This window comes from Nonomuraea pusilla (assembly GCF_900109355.1).
Lineage (GTDB): Bacteria > Actinomycetota > Actinomycetes > Streptosporangiales > Streptosporangiaceae > Nonomuraea > Nonomuraea pusilla.
On record NZ_FOBF01000008.1, the window covers coordinates 333,153 to 349,916 of the forward strand.

16 protein-coding genes are annotated in these 16,764 nt (G+C 71.6%); 4 read left to right on the forward strand and 12 right to left on the reverse strand.

Going from position 1 to position 16,764, the window contains the following annotated elements; all coding sequences use genetic code 11:
- Nucleotides 1-67 precede the first annotated feature (67 nt).
- The 4 genes from secG to gap all read right to left on the reverse strand — a co-directional run bounded on the left by secG (nt 68) and on the right by gap (nt 3,440).
- Nucleotides 68-298, reverse strand: a complete 231-nt coding sequence (gene secG, locus BMX74_RS19610; RefSeq protein ID WP_055500917.1) for a preprotein translocase subunit SecG — start codon at nt 296-298, stop codon at nt 68-70.
- A gap of 99 nt (nt 299-397) precedes the next feature.
- Nucleotides 398-1,180 (reverse strand): triose-phosphate isomerase, encoded by a 783-nt coding sequence (gene tpiA / locus BMX74_RS19615; protein WP_055500916.1) that lies wholly within the window; start codon nt 1,178-1,180, stop codon nt 398-400.
- Complete coding sequence (locus BMX74_RS19620; protein WP_055503711.1) at nt 1,181-2,368, reverse strand: phosphoglycerate kinase; 1,188 nt, start codon at nt 2,366-2,368, stop codon at nt 1,181-1,183.
- A gap of 67 nt (nt 2,369-2,435) precedes the next feature.
- The gene (gene gap / locus BMX74_RS19625) at nt 2,436-3,440 is read right to left on the reverse strand and encodes a type I glyceraldehyde-3-phosphate dehydrogenase (protein ID WP_055500915.1); all 1,005 of its coding nucleotides are present in this window, start codon (nt 3,438-3,440) and stop codon (nt 2,436-2,438) included.
- Nucleotides 3,441-3,624: 184 nt separating this feature from the next.
- Between gap and BMX74_RS19630 the strand changes: the two genes are divergently transcribed.
- Entirely contained in the window at nt 3,625-4,269 is a 645-nt protein-coding gene (locus tag BMX74_RS19630; protein ID WP_091101969.1) for a hypothetical protein, read from the forward strand.
- 3 nt (nt 4,270-4,272) lie between these two features.
- On the opposite strand, the gene whiA is transcribed toward BMX74_RS19630, so the two are convergent.
- The 7 genes from whiA to BMX74_RS19665 form a co-directional block, all read right to left on the reverse strand.
- Entirely contained in the window at nt 4,273-5,253 is a 981-nt protein-coding gene (gene whiA, locus BMX74_RS19635) for a DNA-binding protein WhiA (protein ID WP_055500913.1), read from the reverse strand.
- Nucleotides 5,254-5,324: 71 nt separating this feature from the next.
- Complete coding sequence (locus tag BMX74_RS19640; protein WP_256257027.1) at nt 5,325-6,317, reverse strand: gluconeogenesis factor YvcK family protein; 993 nt, start codon at nt 6,315-6,317, stop codon at nt 5,325-5,327.
- Nucleotides 6,314-7,156 (reverse strand): RNase adapter RapZ, encoded by an 843-nt coding sequence (gene rapZ / locus BMX74_RS19645; protein WP_143078697.1) that lies wholly within the window; start codon nt 7,154-7,156, stop codon nt 6,314-6,316. Before rapZ ends, BMX74_RS19640 begins: the two co-directional genes overlap by 4 nt.
- A gap of 71 nt (nt 7,157-7,227) precedes the next feature.
- Nucleotides 7,228-9,132 (reverse strand): excinuclease ABC subunit UvrC, encoded by a 1,905-nt coding sequence (gene uvrC, locus BMX74_RS19650; RefSeq protein ID WP_091102037.1) that lies wholly within the window; start codon nt 9,130-9,132, stop codon nt 7,228-7,230.
- 376 nt (nt 9,133-9,508) lie between these two features.
- Nucleotides 9,509-9,994 carry a Rieske (2Fe-2S) protein gene (locus BMX74_RS19655; protein WP_091101974.1) on the reverse strand — a complete coding sequence of 162 codons (486 nt, stop codon included), beginning with the start codon at nt 9,992-9,994 and terminating at the stop codon, nt 9,509-9,511.
- A gap of 43 nt (nt 9,995-10,037) precedes the next feature.
- Nucleotides 10,038-10,511, reverse strand: coding sequence for a Rieske (2Fe-2S) protein (locus BMX74_RS19660; protein ID WP_055500911.1), 474 nt, complete (start codon nt 10,509-10,511; stop codon nt 10,038-10,040).
- Nucleotides 10,512-10,613: 102 nt separating this feature from the next.
- A complete protein-coding gene (locus BMX74_RS19665) occupies nt 10,614-11,069 on the reverse strand; it encodes a Rieske (2Fe-2S) protein (protein ID WP_256257028.1) in 456 nt (151 codons plus the stop codon).
- Between the two features lie 135 nt (nt 11,070-11,204).
- Here BMX74_RS19665 and BMX74_RS19670 point away from each other — a divergent pair, with 135 nt between their 5' ends.
- A complete protein-coding gene (locus tag BMX74_RS19670; RefSeq protein WP_055500909.1) occupies nt 11,205-11,930 on the forward strand; it encodes a DUF2306 domain-containing protein in 726 nt (241 codons plus the stop codon).
- Between the two features lie 307 nt (nt 11,931-12,237).
- On the opposite strand, the gene uvrA is transcribed toward BMX74_RS19670, so the two are convergent.
- Nucleotides 12,238-15,078 carry an excinuclease ABC subunit UvrA gene (uvrA, locus tag BMX74_RS19675; RefSeq protein ID WP_055500908.1) on the reverse strand — a complete coding sequence of 947 codons (2,841 nt, stop codon included), beginning with the start codon at nt 15,076-15,078 and terminating at the stop codon, nt 12,238-12,240.
- A 219-nt stretch (nt 15,079-15,297) separates the two neighbouring features.
- Here uvrA and BMX74_RS19680 point away from each other — a divergent pair, with 219 nt between their 5' ends.
- Together BMX74_RS19680 and BMX74_RS19685 are read left to right on the forward strand one after the other, a co-directional pair.
- Nucleotides 15,298-16,098, forward strand: coding sequence for a maleylpyruvate isomerase family mycothiol-dependent enzyme (locus tag BMX74_RS19680; protein ID WP_055500907.1), 801 nt, complete (start codon nt 15,298-15,300; stop codon nt 16,096-16,098).
- Nucleotides 16,095-16,754, forward strand: a complete 660-nt coding sequence (locus BMX74_RS19685) for an MBL fold metallo-hydrolase (protein ID WP_091101975.1) — start codon at nt 16,095-16,097, stop codon at nt 16,752-16,754. Before BMX74_RS19680 ends, BMX74_RS19685 begins: the two co-directional genes overlap by 4 nt.
- Nucleotides 16,755-16,764 lie beyond the last annotated feature (10 nt).

Genomic DNA, 16,764 nt, shown 5'->3' on the forward strand with positions numbered 1-16,764 from the left:
ATGAACTCCTCGCTCGATCGCCCCGCGGGACACGGGGGGAGAATCACTGTCACGCGTTGACTTGTGCTCAGGGCCTCAAGAGCAGGCCGAGAGCGATGATGCAGACGAACCAGACCGCGCCCGTGATGATGGTCAGGCGGTCGAGGTTGCGCTCCACCACAGAGGAACCACCGAAGTTCGACGAGAAGCCGCCGCCGAACATGTCGGACAGGCCGCCACCCTTGCCCTTGTGGAGCAGAACGAGCAGGATCATGAGACAGCTCGCCAGGATGAGGGCGATGGAGATTCCGATAACCACGGTATGCCTGTTCCTTCAGTGCTCTGTTACGCGTGACGATTCAAACTTGCCTCTTGAGGGTACGACCTGGTGTCAAGTCGCACCCCCAGAACGGCTCAGTTAGCTAGGCGTCTCCCAAAAACGGCAGATCTTGGCAAACTCCCCGGCGTCGATGCTGGCGCCACCCACGAGCGCGCCGTCGACATCCGGCTTGGCCATGATCCCCGCGATGTTGCCTGACTTGACCGAACCACCGTAAAGGATACGGACCGCCGAGGCCACTTCGGGGGTGTACAGCTCCGCGAGTCGCTCCCGCAGCGCGCCGCACACCTCCTGGGCGTCCTCGGGGGTGGCCACCTCGCCCGTGCCGATCGCCCACACCGGCTCGTACGCCACCACGACCGACTGGGCCTGCTCGGCCGTCACCTTGCGCAGGGCGCCGTCGAGCTGCGCCACGCTGTAGGCGATGTGCTGACCCTCCTGGCGCACCGCCAGGCCCTCGCCCACGCACAGGATCGGCGTGATCGAGTGCCGGAAGGCCGCCAGCACCTTGGCGTTGACGACCTCGTCGTCCTCGCCGTGGTACTGGCGCCGCTCCGAGTGGCCCACCGTCACGTACGTGCAGCCCAGCTTGGCCAGCATCACGCCGGACACCTCACCGGTGTAGGCGCCGCCGTCGTACTGCGACAGGTCCTGGGCGCCGTAGACGATGCGCAGCTTGTCGCCGTCGACCAGCGTCTGCACGCTGCGGATGTCGGTGAACGGCGGCAGCACCGCGACCTCGACCCGGTCGAAGTCCTTGTCGTTGAGCGCGAAAGCCAGCTTCTGGACGAGCGCGATGGCCTCGAGGTGGTTGAGGTTCATCTTCCAGTTGCCGGCGATGAGCGGCTTGCGCTGGCTCACTCACTCCTCCAGTGCGGCGAGTCCGGGGAGGGTCTTGCCCTCCAGGTATTCGAGGCTGGCCCCGCCACCGGTGGAGATGTGGGAGAAGCCGTCCTCGGGCAGGCCGAGCCTGCGCACGGCCGCGGCGGAGTCGCCGCCGCCGACCACGGTGAACGCCTCGGCCCTGATCAGGGCCTCGGCGACCGCCCTGGTGCCGCCGGAGAACGCGTCGAACTCGAACACGCCCATCGGCCCGTTCCAGAAGACGGTCCTGGCGTCGGCCAGCCTGCTCGCGAACAGCTCACGCGTCCTCGGCCCGATGTCGAGCCCCTGGCGGTCGGCCGGGATGGCGGTGGCGTCGACGGCGTCGTACTCCGCGTCGGGCGAGAACTCGGTGGCGGCCAGGACGTCCACCGGCAGCACCAGCTCCACGCCGCGCCGCACGGCCTCGTCCAGGAAGCCGCGCACCTGGTCGAGCTGGTCCTCCTGCAGCAGCGACCCGCCGACCTCGTGGCCCTGGGCCTTGAGGAAGGTGTAGGCCATGCCGCCGCCGATGAGCAGCCTGTCGACCTTGGTCAGCAGGTTGGCGATGACGCCCAGCTTGTCGGACACCTTCGCGCCGCCGAGCACGACCACGTACGGCCGCTCGGGGTGCTCGGTGAGCTTCCTCAGCACCTCCACCTCGGCCACGACCAGCCCGCCCGCCGCGTGCGGCAGCAGCTCGGGCACGTCGTAGACGCTGGCGTGCCTGCGGTGCACCGCGCCGAACCCGTCGCCGACGTACAGGTCGGCCAGCGCCGCCAGCTTCTCGGCGAACGCGCGCCTGGTGGCGTCGTCCTTGGACTCCTCGCCCGGCTCGTAACGCAGGTTCTCCAGCAGCGCGACCTGGCCGTCCTCCAGCGAGCCGACGACGGCGCGGGCGCTGTCGCCCACCACGTCGGCCGCGAACGCGACGTCCTGGCCGAGCAGCTCGCCCAGGCGCCCGGCGACGGGCTTGAGCGAGTACTTGGGGTTCGGCTCGCCCTTGGGGCGGCCCAGGTGGGCGCAGACCACGACCTTGGCGCCCCTGCCGGCCAGCGCCTTGATCGTGGGCACCGACGCGCGGATGCGGCCGTCGTCGGTGATGGTCTCGCCGTCGAGAGGGACGTTGAGGTCGGCGCGCACGAGCACGCGCCGCCCCTTGACGTCGAGGTCGTCGATGGTGCGCATGGTCATGCCCGTGCTCCCGTTCCCGCGGGGCGCGCGGACCGCGCGCCCCGCCGCGTCAGCAGCTCCATCAGAGGTCGCGGCCCACCAGCTCGATCAGGTCGACGAGACGGTTGGAGTAGCCCCACTCGTTGTCGTACCAGCCGACGACCTTGACCTGGTTGCCGATGACCTTGGTGAGGCCGGCGTCGAAGATGCACGAGGCCGGGTCGGTGACGATGTCGGAGGAGACGATCGGGTCCTCGGTGTAGCTGAGGATGCCCTTGAGCGGGCCCTCGGCCGCCGCCCTGACCGCGGCGTTGACCTCGTCGACGGTGACCTCGCGGCTGACGTCGACCGTGAGGTCGGTGGCCGAGCCGGTGGGGATCGGCACGCGCATGGCGAAGCCGTCGAGCTTGCCCTTCAGCTCGGGCAGGACCAGGCCGATGGCCTTGGCGGCGCCGGTGGAGGTGGGCACCACGTTGAGCGCGGCGGCGCGGGCGCGGCGGAGGTCCTTGTGCGGGCCGTCCTGCAGGTTCTGGTCCTGCGTGTACGCGTGGATGGTCGTCATCAGACCCTTCTCGATGGTGAAGGTGTCGTGGATGACCTTGGCCATCGGCGCCAGGCAGTTGGTGGTGCAGGAGGCGTTGGAGATGACGGTGTGGTTGGAGGGGTCGTAGTCGCCATGGTTGACGCCCATGACGATGGTGACGTCCTCGTTCTTCGCCGGGGCGGAGATGATGACCTTCTTGGCGCCGTTGTCGGCGTGCACCTTGGCCTTGGTGGCGTCGGTGAACAGGCCCGTGGACTCCACCACCACGTCGACCCCGAGGTCGCCCCACGGCAGCTTGGCCGGGTCGCGCTCCTCGAACACCTTCATCGCCTTGCCGTCGACGGTGATCTCGTCGCTGGAGGCCTTCACGTCGTACGGCAGACGGCCGAGGATGCTGTCGTACTTCAGCAGGTGGGCGAGCGTCGCGTTGTCGGTCAGGTCGTTGACCGCGACGATCTCGATGTCCTTGCCGCTGGCGGCGACAGCGCGCCAGAAGTTGCGGCCGATGCGGCCGAAGCCGTTGACGCCTACGCGAATGCTCACGGAAACCGATCTCCTCGAACAGATGGCGGGCTTGAAACCTCACCACGAACACTATCGGACCCAAATTGGTTTAGACCACGTCAGCCCCCGCCCTGCGTATGGGCGTTCACGAGGCAGGATTTGTGCACTTCGAGTAAAGTGCCCGACTCGTCGGAGTAAATTCGTGCATTCTCTGGGGGCTGAGATGTCACACCCGAAGTCCGGCCTGCTACGCGGCCTCGTCACCGGCCTCGTCGTCGGCCTGCCGCTCGGCGCCGCCGGTCTGGTGGGCTTCGCCCACTTCGCCTGGCCCGCGCTGCCGGACAACGTCGTGCATGTCGGGGGGCGTCTCCCCCTCCAGTGCGCGCTGGCGCTCCTCACAGCTCTCCTCGTCGCCGTGCCCATGCTGCTGGTGAGGCCCCGCAGTCTCGCGCTCCCCTGGGCGGCCGCCTGTTACGGCGCCGGTGCGCTGGCACTCGGCTTGATCGTCGTCGAGGCGGCGACCCCCCTCGTCCTGGGCGGCGGCCGGGCACCGCTCGACTTCGGCCTGCTGCGGACACGGACGCCGGAGGCGGCACGGGAACTGTGGCCGACCATAACCTCGAACTGGCAGGCCCAGCTCGCCTTCGGAATCGCCGCCCTGGTGCCCCTGCTGCTGGTGCTCCTGCGCGCCCTCCGGCTCCGCGCCAAGGCCCGCGCCGCCGTGGCGGACACCACGACGGGCACCGCGGCGGAGGCCGCGCCGGCCGGGCAGGAGCCGGAGTACCGGGCCCCGTTCGAACCGGCGCAGGCGCCCGTGCAGCAGCCCACCGCCGACCTGTTCACCCCCCGCAGGCCGGCGGGCGACTGAGCGTCAGGGGGCGAGCATCTCGACGGTCAGGTTGGCCTCGGTGTTGGGGATGCCGAGGTCGCCCGCCCGCTTGTCGGCCATGGCGAGCAGCCGCCTGATGCGGCCGGCGATGGCGTCCTTCGTCAGCGGCGGGTCGGCGATCTGGCCCAGCTCCTCCAGCGACGCCTGCTTGTGCTCCACGCGCAGCCGCCCGGCCACCACCAGGTGCTCGGGCGCCTCGTCGCCGAGGATCTCCAGCGCGCGCTGCACCCGGGCCCCGGCCGCGACCGCGGCCCTGGCCGAACGGCGCAGGTTGGCGTCGTCGAAGTTGGCCAGGCGGTTGGCGGTGGCGCGCACCTCGCGGCGCATCCGCCGCTCCTCCCAGGCGAGGACGCTGTCGTGCGCCCCGAGCCGGGTGAGCAGGGCGCTGATGGCGTCGCCGTCGCGCACCACCACGCGGTCGACGCCGCGCACCTCGCGGGCCTTGGCGTGGATCTTCAGCCGCCGGGCCGAGCCGACGAGCGCGAGCGCGGCCTCCGGGCCGGGGCAGGTGACCTCCAGCGACATCGAACGTCCCGGCTCGGTCAGCGAGCCGTGCGCCAGGAACGCCCCCCGCCAGGCCGCCTCCGCGTCGCAGGCCGCGCCCGCCACCACCTGGCGGGGCAGGCCGCGCACCGGGCGGCCGTGGTTGTCGATGAGGCCCGTCTGCCGGGCGAGCGCCTCGCCGTCACGGTAGACGCGGACGACGTAGCGCGAGCCCTTGCGCAGACCGGCGGGCGCGAGCACGAGCACTTCGGCCTTGTGGCCGAACACCTCGCCGATGTCCTTGATCAGCCGCCGCGCGGTGGCGTTGGTGTCGAGCTCCGCCTCGATCACGATGCGCCCGCCCACCAGGTGCAGGCCGCTCGCGAACCGCAGCAGCGTGGACACCTCCGCCTTGCGGCAGCACGGCTTCAGCACCGGAAGGCGGCTCAGCTCGTCCTTCACCACACCCGTCATCGCCATAAGCGTTAGTCCTCCCCCATTCAGACCGGCTCCCGCCAGTCTCTCGCACCTTCGCGCCACGCCGACCAGGATCAACGCTTCTGGAGGAAAATCTCGTCCAGGACGGAGGCAAGACGTCGTGGGTCGTGCCGGGGGGAGCCGTCGGAGGCCGCCACGTCGGCGATCACCAGGCGCGCGCCGAGCGCCGCCGCGGCCTTCTCCAGGGCGTCGTGGTCGTCCACGACCTGCGTGTCGGCGAGCACCACATCCATGGACAGATCGGGCGCATGCTGACGCAGCACGTCGAGGTGTTGCTGGGGGGAGAAGTCGTCGGTCTCGCCCGGCTGCGGGGCCAGATTGAGCGTGACCAGCCTGCGGGCCTTCGTCCCGTGCAGGGCCCTGGCCAGCTCGGGCACCTTGAGGTGCGGCAGCACGCTGGTGAACCACGACCCGGGCCCGAACACCACCCAGTCGGCGTCGCGCACCGCCGCCACCGCCTCGGGACGCGCAGGAGGGTCCTCCGGCACCAGCGAGACCGACAGCACCCGGCCAGGCGTGAGCGCGCACGCCACCTGCCCGCGCACGGTCGAGACGACGCCGTCGAGCTCCACCTCGGCCACGATGTCGAGCGGCACCGACGCCATCGGCAGCACCCGGCCGTGCGCGCCGAGCAGCCTCCCGACCCAGTCGAGGCCCGCCACGGCGTCGCCGAGCAGCTCCCACAGCGCCACGATCAGCAGGTTGCCGACCGCGTGGCCGTGCAGCTCGCCCTCGCTGCGGAAACGGTGCTGGACGACCTCGCTCCAGGTGATGCCCCACTCGTCGTCGTCGCACAGCGCGGCCAGCGCCATGCGCAGATCGCCCGGCGGCAGCACGCCCAGCTCGCGGCGCAGCCGCCCGCTGGAGCCGCCGTCGTCGGCGACCGTGACCACGGCCGTCAACCGGCCGGTGACCATCCGTAATGCCGACAGCGACGCGTACAGCCCGTGGCCGCCGCCGAGTGCGACGACCCGCGGCCCTCCGGCCTGGGCGTCCTTGCCTGGGAGGTGCGCCGCGCCGCCGCGGCCCGCGCGTTCATGGATCACTCCCGGCCCACATCCCGGTGGCTCACCTGGACCTCCATCCCGCGGTCGCGCAGCCGCCCGGCCACCTGCTCGGCCATCGCGACGCTGCGGTGCTTGCCGCCCGTGCAGCCGACCGCGAGCGTGGCGTAGCTCTTGCCCTCGCGGGTGTACCCGGCCGCGACGACGCGCAGCACCTCCTCGTACGCGTCGAGGAACTCCTTGGCCCCGGGCTGGCCGAGGACGTAGTCACGCACCGCCGCGTCGAGGCCGTTCATCGGCCGCAGCTCGGGCACCCAGTGCGGGTTGGGCAGGAACCGGCAGTCGACGACGAGGTCGGCGTCGACGGGAAGGCCGTACTTGAAGCCGAAGGACACCACGTTGACGCGCAGCCCCGGGCGGTCCTCGCCGCCGAAGTACGCGACGATCTTGTTGCGCAGGTCGTGGACGTTGTGCGAGGAGGTGTCGATCACCAGGTCGGCGTTCGCCCGCACCTCGCGCAGGATGCCGCGCTCGCGCGCGATGCCGTCGACCAGGCGGCCCTCGCCCTGCAGCGGGTGGGGCCTGCGCACGTTCTCGAACCTGCGCACCAGCTCCTCGTCGCTGGCCTCCAGGAACACCACGCGCACCCGCACCCCGCGGCCCTCGAGCTCCTCGATGGCGGCGTTGAGGTCGGTGGTGAAGGCGAGGCTGCGCACGTCGACGACGGCCGCCACCTTGTCGGCGGCCAGCTTGACCTTGCCCGCCTCCTCCGCCATGGCGAACAGCAGGCCGGGCGGCAGATTGTCGATGACGAACCAGCCGAGGTCCTCCAGCGCCTTGGCTGCGGTGCTGCGTCCCGCACCGGACATGCCGGTGACGATGACGAAGGCGGGATCGGCGCCCCCCGCCTGCCGCTCTCCGGCCTGGGCACCGGCACTCCCTTGCGGGGTGTTCACGGTGACTCTCCCTTCAGCTTCGACACGATGACCTCGGCGATGGACGGTCCGATGCCGGGAACCTCGCAGATCTCGGCGGTCGTGGCCTCGCGTAGCTTCTTGACGGAGCCGAAGTGCTTGAGCAGCGCCTGCCTGCGTGCCGGACCGAGCCCCGGCACCTGGTCGAGCACGCTCTCCTTGACAGTCTTCGACCTCTTGGTCCGATGGTAGGTGATGGCGAAGCGGTGCGCCTCGTCGCGGACACGTTGCAGGAGGTAGAGACCCTCGCTTGAACGAGGCATGATCACCGGCTGGTCGTCGCCCGGCAGCCACACCTCCTCCAGGCGCTTGGCCAGGCCGCACACCGCGACGTCGTCGATGCCCAGCTCGTCGAGCGCGCGCTGCGCCGCGGCCGCCTGCGGGCCCGCGCCGTCGACCACGACCAGGTTCGGCGGGTAGGCGAACTTGCGCGGCCTGCCCGTCTCCGGGTCGATCGGCCCGTGGCCGTCGTCGTCGTCGGGAGCGAGCTCCCCGGTGGCCGAGCGCTCCTCCAGGTAGCGGCGGAACCTCCTGGTGATCACCTCGTGGATCGAGGCGACGTCGCCCTCCTTGGTCTTCACCGCGAAGCGGCGGTACTCGCTCTTGCGGGCCAGGCCGTCCTCGAAGACCACCATGGACGCCACCACGTTCTCGCCCTGCAGGTGGGAGACGTCGTAGCACTCGATACGCAGCGGCGCCTGGTCGAGGTCGAGGGCGTCGGCGATCTCCTGCAGCGCCTTGCTGCGCGTGGTCAGGTCGCTCGCGCGGCGGATCTTGTGCTGGGCCAGAGACTCCTTGGCGTTGCGCTCGACGGTCTCCATGAGCGCCTTCTTGTCGCCGCGCTGCGGCACGCGCACCTCGACCCTGGCCCTGCGCTGCTCCGACAGCAGCTCCGCCACCGCGTCGCAGTCGGGCGGCAGCGCGGGCACCAGCACCTCGCGCGGCATCGACTCGGCGTTGGCCTCGGCGTACATCTGCAGCAGGAACTGCTCGACCAGCTCGCCGGGCGAGGTCTCCTCGACCTTGTCGACCACCCAGCCCCGCTGGCCCCTGATGCGGCCGCCGCGGACGTAGAAGACCTGGACGGCCGCCTCCAGAGGGTCCTCGGCCAGGGCGATGACGTCGGCGTCGGTGCCCTCGCCGAGCACGACCGCCTGCTTCTCCAGGGCGCGCTGCAGCGCCTGGATGTCGTCGCGCAGCCGGGCCGCGCGCTCGTACTCCTGCTCGCCGGCGGCCTCGCGCATCTCCTTCTCCAGCCGCTTGATGAAGCGGCCGGTGTTGCCCGCCATGAAGTCGCAGAAGTCCTCCGCCAGCGCGCGGTGCTCCTCCGGGGTCACCCTGCCGACACACGGGGCCGAGCACTTGTCGATGTAGCCGAGCAGGCACGGCCTGCCGATCTGCCCCGCCCGCTTGAACACGCCCGCGCTGCACGTACGCACCGGGAAGACCCGCAGCAGCAGGTCGACCGTCTCGCGGATGGCCCACGCGTGGGAGTACGGGCCGAAGTAACGGGTGCCCTTCCGCTTGGCGCCGCGCATGACCTGCACCCGCGGGAAGTCCTCGCCCATGGTCACGGCCAGGTACGGGTAGGACTTGTCGTCGCGGTACTTGACGTTGAAGCGCGGGTCGTACTCCTTGATCCAGGAGTACTCGAGCTGCAGCGCCTCGACCTCGGTGGCCACGACCGTCCAGTCGACGCCGGCGGCGGTGGTGAGCATCGTCTGCGTGCGCGGGTGGAGCGCGGAGAAGTCGGCGAAGTACGAGTTCAGCCGCTGGCGCAGGCTCTTGGCCTTGCCCACGTAGATCACCCGGCCGTGCTCGTCACGGAACCGGTAGACCCCGGGGGACTCGGGGATCGAGCCCGGTCGGGGCCGGAAACTCAGGGGGCTGCCCGATGCTCTCGCCACGCTCGTAGCCTAATAGCCCGCACCGACAAGCAGTCCCGTCCAGCCCGCACCCGGCCCCCGGGCCCACGGCCCCGCGCACACCCCGGCAGGGCCACCGGACCCCGGCCCGAAGCCCGCCACCCGCCGCCCCTCCCGCCCGCGGCGGAAGACGCCGAAGGCCGGACGGGGCGCCACGCGCCGGGCAGCGCGGCACGGCGCGAGCAGTGCGACGCGGGCAGTGCGACGCGGGCAGTGCGACGCGGGCAGTGCGACGCGGGCAGTGCGACGCGGGCAGTGCGGCGCGGGCAGTGCGGCGCGGGCGGTGGGGCGCGGGCGGTGGGGCACGGCGCCGGGCGGACGGGCGGCGGCAGGCTCAGGCGAGGGTGATCTGGTCGCCTTCCACCTTGATCTGCTGCTCGGGCAGCGGCTTGTCGGCGGGCCCGTTCGCGACGGAGCCGTCCTCGATCTTGAACTTGCTGCCGTGGCACGGGCAGCCGATCAGCCCCTCGGCCACGGCCGCGACGACGCATCCGCGGTGCGTGCACACCGCGCTGAACGCCTTGAACTGCCCGGCCGTCGGCTGCGTCACCACGACCTTCTGCTCCTTGAAGACCGTGCCGCCGCCGACGGGGATGTCGGCGGTGGTGGCGAGCGCGCCCTGCCCGGCGCCCTGCCCGGCGCCCGGCTGGGCCGAGCCGGTGCCGCCCGACCCCGCCGTGGGGGCCGTGGCAGAGGCGGTGGACGAGCCGGTCGCGCTGCCGGCCGTGTCGGTGCCGCCGCAGGCCGTGAGCGCGAGCGCCAGTCCGCTCGCCCCGACGCCCGCGATCACTGTCCTGCGACGCGTGAGGTCATCTCCCATGCGGACACCCAACCGCACCCGGCTGAGAATTTCATGAGACGGCTCAGGCCAGCCTGATCGTGTCGCCGTCCACGCTGATCTTCTTCTCCTCCAGCGGGGCGCCGGCGGGGCCGCGCGCGACCGAGCCGTCCTCGATCTTGAACTTGCTGCCGTGGCACGGGCAGTTGATCGTGCCGTTGGAGACGCTCGCGACCGTGCAGCCCGCGTGCGTGCAGACCGCCGTGAACGCCTTGAACTCGCCCTCCACCGGCTGCGTCACGACGATCTTCTCGCGTTCGAAGACCTTGCCGCCGCCCGTGGGGATCTCGTTGACGTCGGCCAGCGCCCTGGCCTTCTTCTGCTGCTTCTTCTTGTGCGGGGCGCCCGAGGTCTGCTCCCCCGCGGGCTCCTGCCCCTGCGCGGGCGCCTGCTCCGCCTGCGTGGCCGTCGTGCCGTAGCTCGCGCAGGCCGTCAGGACCGCCGCGAGCCCGGCGCCTCCGGCGCCCAGCACCACCGCCCGGCGCGTCTTTTCCGTCATGGTGCGTCCTCCCAGGTCTGGTTCCGCCTAGAGGTACGCCCGCCGCCGGGCGCCGGTTCAGCGCATGCGAGACCGATCGGGAATCGGCGCCGTGGCGGCGGTTCAGGCCACCACGATGCCGTCGCCCTCGACCTTGACCTGGTAGGCCGTCAGCGGCGCGGTGGCCGGGCCCTTGGTGGGCTTGCCGCTGTCGGCGGCGAACTCGCTGCCGTGGCAGGCGCAGGTGATGACGTTGTCCTCGGGAGTGCCGACCGTGCAGCCCTTGTGCGTGCAGATCGCGCTGTACGCCTTGTAGACGCCCTGCGACGGCTGCGTCACCACGATCTTCCACTCGTCGACCAGCACGCCGCCGCCCACCGGCACGTCGGCCGTCTTGGCGATGACCTTGCCCTTGATGCCCGAGGCCTGCGTCGGCCCGGCGCTCGCGCTGCCGCACCCGGCGAGCGCCAGGCCGCAGACCGCCACGCCCGCCGCCCCCAGCACCTCGCGCCGTGCCGGCCCGCCGCAGCCTCGCGTGCCGTTTCCGGGCATGGCTGCGCCCGGCTCAGTAAGCGTCATGATGGTCCCCGACCCTCCGCGTCGCCGCCGACCCCCTGCAGGCCGTCCGCAGTGCTTCAACTTTAGGGGCGGTACCCGTCGGTCCGGTCAGCGGGTGGTAGGCGATCGGTCAGCGGCCCGCGCGACGCTCACCGCATGACCCTCACCACGAACCCCGCCCGTCCCGCCGCCGGTCCTTCGCCCCGCCGCCGCTGGTGGCGGCGGCCCTGGGTGGCCCCGCTCGCGGTGGTGGCGATCGCGTTCGTCGCCTTCTCGCTGCCGCCGTACCTGTCACTGGACCCCGCCGCGTCACGGGTGCCCGCGCCGGAGTCCTTCCCCCCGCACTTCGCGGTGCTCTCCCTGCACGTCGTCTTCGGCTCCGTCGCCATGGTGACCTGCTGCCTGCAGGTGTGGCCGTGGTTCCGGCGCCGCCACCCCAGGGCGCACCGGCTGCTCGGCCGCGCGTACGTGTTCGGCGGCTGCCTGCCGGGCGGCGCGCTCGGGCTGGTGGTGGGCCTGGCCACGCCGTTCGGGCCGGTCGCGCGGGCCAGCCACGTCGTGCTCGCGCTGCTGTGGATCGGCTGCACGTACGCGGGCTGGCGGATGGCCAGGCAGCGGAGGTACGCCGACCACCGCAGGTGGATGGTGCGCAGCTTCGCCCTGACGATGTCGATCGTCACCAACCGGCTGTGGGGCGCGGTGTTCACCGTCGCGCTGTGGCCGCAGCTCGGCACCACCTTCCACGGGGACGAGGCGTTGCTGGGGAGCACGGTGGCCGCGCTCAGCTCGTGGCTGGGCTGGGTGCTGCCGCTGCTGCTGGCCGAGTGGTGGCTGGAGCGCGGGGACGCCGCCAGGCGCCGCCGCCGCGTCCCGACCCCCTGACCGGCACGGCTCGGGACGGCCTCGCCCCGGCCCCGCGTGCCCGCCGGAGCCCGGATCTCACCAGCCGGGCTCCAGGGTCCGGCAGCCGGGAACCGACCGGGACGCGCGGCATCGCCGCCTCGGTAGCCGGACCGCCGACCGGGACGCGCGGCATCGCCGCCTTGGCAGCCAGACCGCCGACCGGGACGCGCGGCATCGCCGCCTTGGCAGCCAGACCGCCGACCGGGACGCGCGGCATCGCCGCCTTGGCAGCCGGACCGCCGGCCGGGACGCGCGGCATCGCCGCCCCGGCCGGCGGGACGGGCCGTCAGACCCCGAGTATCTTGCGCAGGAAGCGGCCGGTGTGGCTCTCCTCCACGAGCGCCACCTCCTCCGGCGTGCCCGCCGCGACCAGGGTGCCGCCGCGGGAGCCGCCCTCCGGCCCCATGTCGATGATCCAGTCGGCCGTCTTGATGACGTCGAGGTTGTGCTCGATGACGATCACTGTGTTGCCGCCGTCGACGAGCCGCCCGAGCACGCCGAGCAGCCTGCGGATGTCCTCGAAGTGCAGGCCGGTGGTGGGCTCGTCCAGGACGTAGATCGTGCGCCCGGTCTGCCGCCGCTGCAGTTCGGAGGCGAGCTTGACGCGCTGCGCCTCGCCGCCCGACAGCGTGGTGGCGGGCTGGCCGAGCCGGACGTAGCCGAGGCCGACGTCGTGCAGGGTCTGCAGGTGGCGCTTGATCGCCGGGATCGCGTCGAAGAAGCCCAGCGCCTCCTCGATCGGCATGTCGAGGACCTCGGAGATCGTCTTGCCCTTGTAGTGGACCTCCAGTGTCTCCCTGTTGTAGCGGGCGCCGTGGCACACCTCGCAGGGGACGTAGACGTCGGGCAGGAAGTTCATCTCGATCTTGATGGTGCCGTCGCCCGCGCACGCCTCGCAGCGCCCGCCCTTGACGTTGAAGCTGAACCGGCCGGGCTGGTAGCCGCGGACCTTCGCCTCGGTGGTGGCCGCGAACAGCTTGCGGACGTGGTCGAACACCCCGGTGTAGGTGGCGGGGTTGGAGCGCGGCGTGCGGCCGATGGGCGACTGGTCGACGTGCACGACCTTGTCGACCTGGTCGATGCCGTTGATGCGCGAGTGCCTGCCCGGCACGGTGCGCGCGCCGTTGAGCTCCTTCGCCAGCGCGCTGTACAGGATGTCGTTGACCAGCGTGGACTTGCCCGACCCCGACACGCCGGTGACCGCCGTGAACACGCCCAGCGGGAAGTCGATGTCGACGCCCTTCAGGTTGTGCTCGCGCGCGCCCTTCACGGTGATCTGCCGCTTCCTGTCGCGCTTGCGGCGCGCGGCGGGGATCGGGATGCTCCTGCGCCCGGACAGGTACTGGCCGGTCAGCGACTCCTCGCTGGACAGGAGGTCCTGGACGGTGCCGGACACGACGACCTGGCCGCCGTGCTCGCCCGCGCCCGGCCCGATGTCGACCACCCAGTCGGCGGCGGCGATGGTGTCCTCGTCGTGCTCGACCACGATGAGCGTGTTGCCCATGTCGCGCAGCCTGATCAGGGTGTCGAGCAGGCGCATGTTGTCGCGCTGGTGCAGGCCGATGGACGGCTCGTCGAGCACGTACAGGACGCCGACGAGGCCGGAGCCGATCTGCGTGGCCAGCCTGATGCGCTGCGCCTCGCCGCCCGCCAGCGTGGCGGCGGCGCGGTCCATCGTGAGGTAGTCGAGGCCGACGTCGAGCAGGAAGCCCAGCCTGGCGTTGATCTCCTTGACCACCCGCTCGGCGATGTGCATGTCGCGGTCGGACAGCGTCAGGTCGCCGAGGAAGCGCGCGCACTCGCCGATGGACATGGCCGACACGTCGGCGATCGACCTGTCGGCGACCGTGACGGCCAGCGTGACCGGCTTGAGCCTGGCGCCCTTGCAGGCCGGGCACGGGATCTCCCGCATGTAGCCCTCGAAGCGCTCGCGCGTGGAGTCGCTCTCGGCCTCGGCGTGCCGGCGCTGCACCCAGGGGATGACGCCGTCGTAGGTGGTGTAGTAGGAGCGCTGGCGGCCGTAGCGGTTGCTGTAGCGGACGTGCACCTGCTCGTCGTGGCCGTACAGCAGCGACTTCTGCGCCTTCTTCGGCAGCTTCTCCCACGGCGTGTCGAGGCCGAAGCCCATCGCGAGCCCGAGCGCCTCGATCAGCCTGACGAAGTACTCGCTCGTGTGGCCGCCCGACCAGGGGTGGAGCGCGCCCTCGCCGAGCGTGCGCTCGGGGTCGGGCACGACCAGGTCGGGGTCGACCTCCATCTTCGTGCCGAGGCCGGTGCACTCGGGGCAGGCGCCGTACGGGGAGTTGAAGGAGAACGAGCGCGGCTCCAGCTCCTCGAACGACAGGTCGTCGTACGGGCAGTAGAGGTGCTCGGAGTAGAAGCGCTCGCGGTTGGGGTCGTCCTCGGCCAGGTCGACGAACTCGAGCGTGATCGTGCCGCCGGACAACTGCAGGGCGGTCTCCACCGAGTCGGTGAGCCTGCGCCGCGACGACTCCTTGACCGACAGCCGGTCGACGATGACCTCGATGTCGTGCTTCTCGTACTTCTTCAGCGCGGGCGGCTCCTCCAGGCGCACGACCGTGCCGTCGACGCGTGCCCGCGCGTAACCCTTGGTCTGCAGCTCGCGGAACAGCTCGGTGTACTCGCCCTTGCGGCCCCTGATGACGGGCGCGAGCACCTGGAAGCGGGTGCCCTCGGGGAGGTCCATCACGCGGTCGACGATCTGCTGCGGGGTCTGCCTGGCGATGGGGCGGCGGCACACCGGGCAGTGCGGCTTGCCGATGCGGGCCCACAGCAGGCGCAGGTAGTCGTAGACCTCGGTGATGGTGCCGACAGTCGAGCGGGGGTTCTTGCTCGTGGCCTTCTGGTCGATGGAGACCGCCGGGGAGAGGCCCTCGATGAAGTCGACGTCGGGTTTGTCCATCTGCCCCAGGAACTGGCGGGCGTACGCCGACAGGGACTCGACGTAGCGCCGCTGGCCCTCGGCGAAGATCGTGTCGAAGGCCAGGCTGGACTTGCCCGAGCCGGACAGGCCGGTGAAAACGATCAGAGAGTCTCGCGGCAGGTCGAGCGAGACGTCCTTGAGGTTGTGTTCTCGTGCACCACGCACGATCAGGCGGTCTGCCACGGCGATCCCGGAAGTCGAAATGCGGATAGGTCCACGGGGGATGGTAGACGGGGGCTCCGACAGTTTCGGCGGACCCGGACTCCGGCCCCCGAAAATCCGTCCCTCTCAGGTTACGTGCAACTCCCACCCCGGCAGGTGGTCTTTCCGTGGTCAACCGTCTGGCCTGCGGTTTTATGCCCGATGCGATCGCGGCCCTGCCGGATGATGGAATGGGCCGACATGAGCGTGCTCACCGTACTCCAGGCCGAGCTGGCCTCGGCGACCAACCAGTTGCTGGCCACCGCCGCGTCCCTGTCCGACGCCGACGTCGCCGCCCCCTCGCTGCTGCCCGGCTGGACGAGAGGCCACGTCCTCGCCCACGTCGCGAGGAACGCCGACTCCCACCTGAACCTGCTCACCTGGGCCCGCACCGGGGTCAGGACGCCCCAGTACCCGACGTTCGCCGCCCGCAGCGCCGAGATCGAGGCGCTGAGCGGGCGCCCGGCCGCCGAGCACCTGGCCGACCTGGAGGACAGCGCGAGCCGGCTGGCCGCCGCGTTCCACCACCTGCCCGAGGACGCCTGGAGCGCGACGGTCGAGGGCATGGGCCCGCCGCCGCACCCCGCCTGGTACCTGCTCGTGCGCCGGCTGCGCGAGGTGGGCCTCCACCACGTCGACCTCGCCGCCGGGTACGGCCCCTCCGACTGGACGGAGCCGTTCGTCCTGCGCGAGCTCCACGACTGCGTCGCCTGCTGGCGGCCCGCCGCGAGCCAGGTCGGCGAGGTGCGCCTGCTCGGGCCGGGCGGCCGGGTGACCCGGACGTGGACCGGCCTCGGCGCCGGCCCCGCCGTGCAGGGCGAACCCGCCGACCTGTTGGCCTGGCTCACCGGCAGGTCCGGGGGCGAGGGGATTAGTGTGGTGCCGCTGGGGCAGTCGGAGGCGCGGGGCGGCGAGGGAGCAGGGCTCCCCGTGCCGCCGCCGTGGCCGGCCCTGCCCGCCCCCGCTGATCTGCCCGCGACGCCACCAGAGGACTACCCATGACGTACACAGGCGACGTCCAGGTCGGCGGCCCCGCCGATGTGCGCGAACTGCCGAAGCTGACCGTCTCCAAGCTCGCGGTCGGCCCGTACGACAACAACGCCTACCTGCTGCGCTGCACCGACACCGGCGACGGCCTGCTCATCGACGCGGCGGCCGAACCCGACCGCCTGCTCGCCCTGATCGGCGACCGGCCCATCAGCACGATCGTCACCACCCACCAGCACGGCGACCACTGGCAGGCGCTGGAGCAGGTGGCGAAGGTCACGGGCGCCCAGGTGATCGCCCACCCGCTCGACGCCCCGGGGTTGCCCATCGCCGTCCACCGCACCGTGGAGCACGGCGACAGGCTCACCGTCGGCGTGGTCACCCTGGAGGTCATCCACCTGCGCGGCCACACGCCCGGCTCGATCGCGCTGCTGTACGACGGCGGTGAGGAGGCCGGGCAGCACCTGTTCACCGGCGACTCGCTGTTCCCCGGAGGGGTGGGCAACACCTGGAAGGACGCGGAGCGGTTCGAGCGGCTCTACACCGACGTGGTGGAGCGCGTCTTCGACCGGCTGCCCGACGGCACCTGGGTGTACCCGGGCCACGGCAAGGACACCACGCTCGGCGCCGAGCGCCCGCACCTGGCGGAGTGGAAGGCGAGAGGCTGGTGAGCACGGGAGC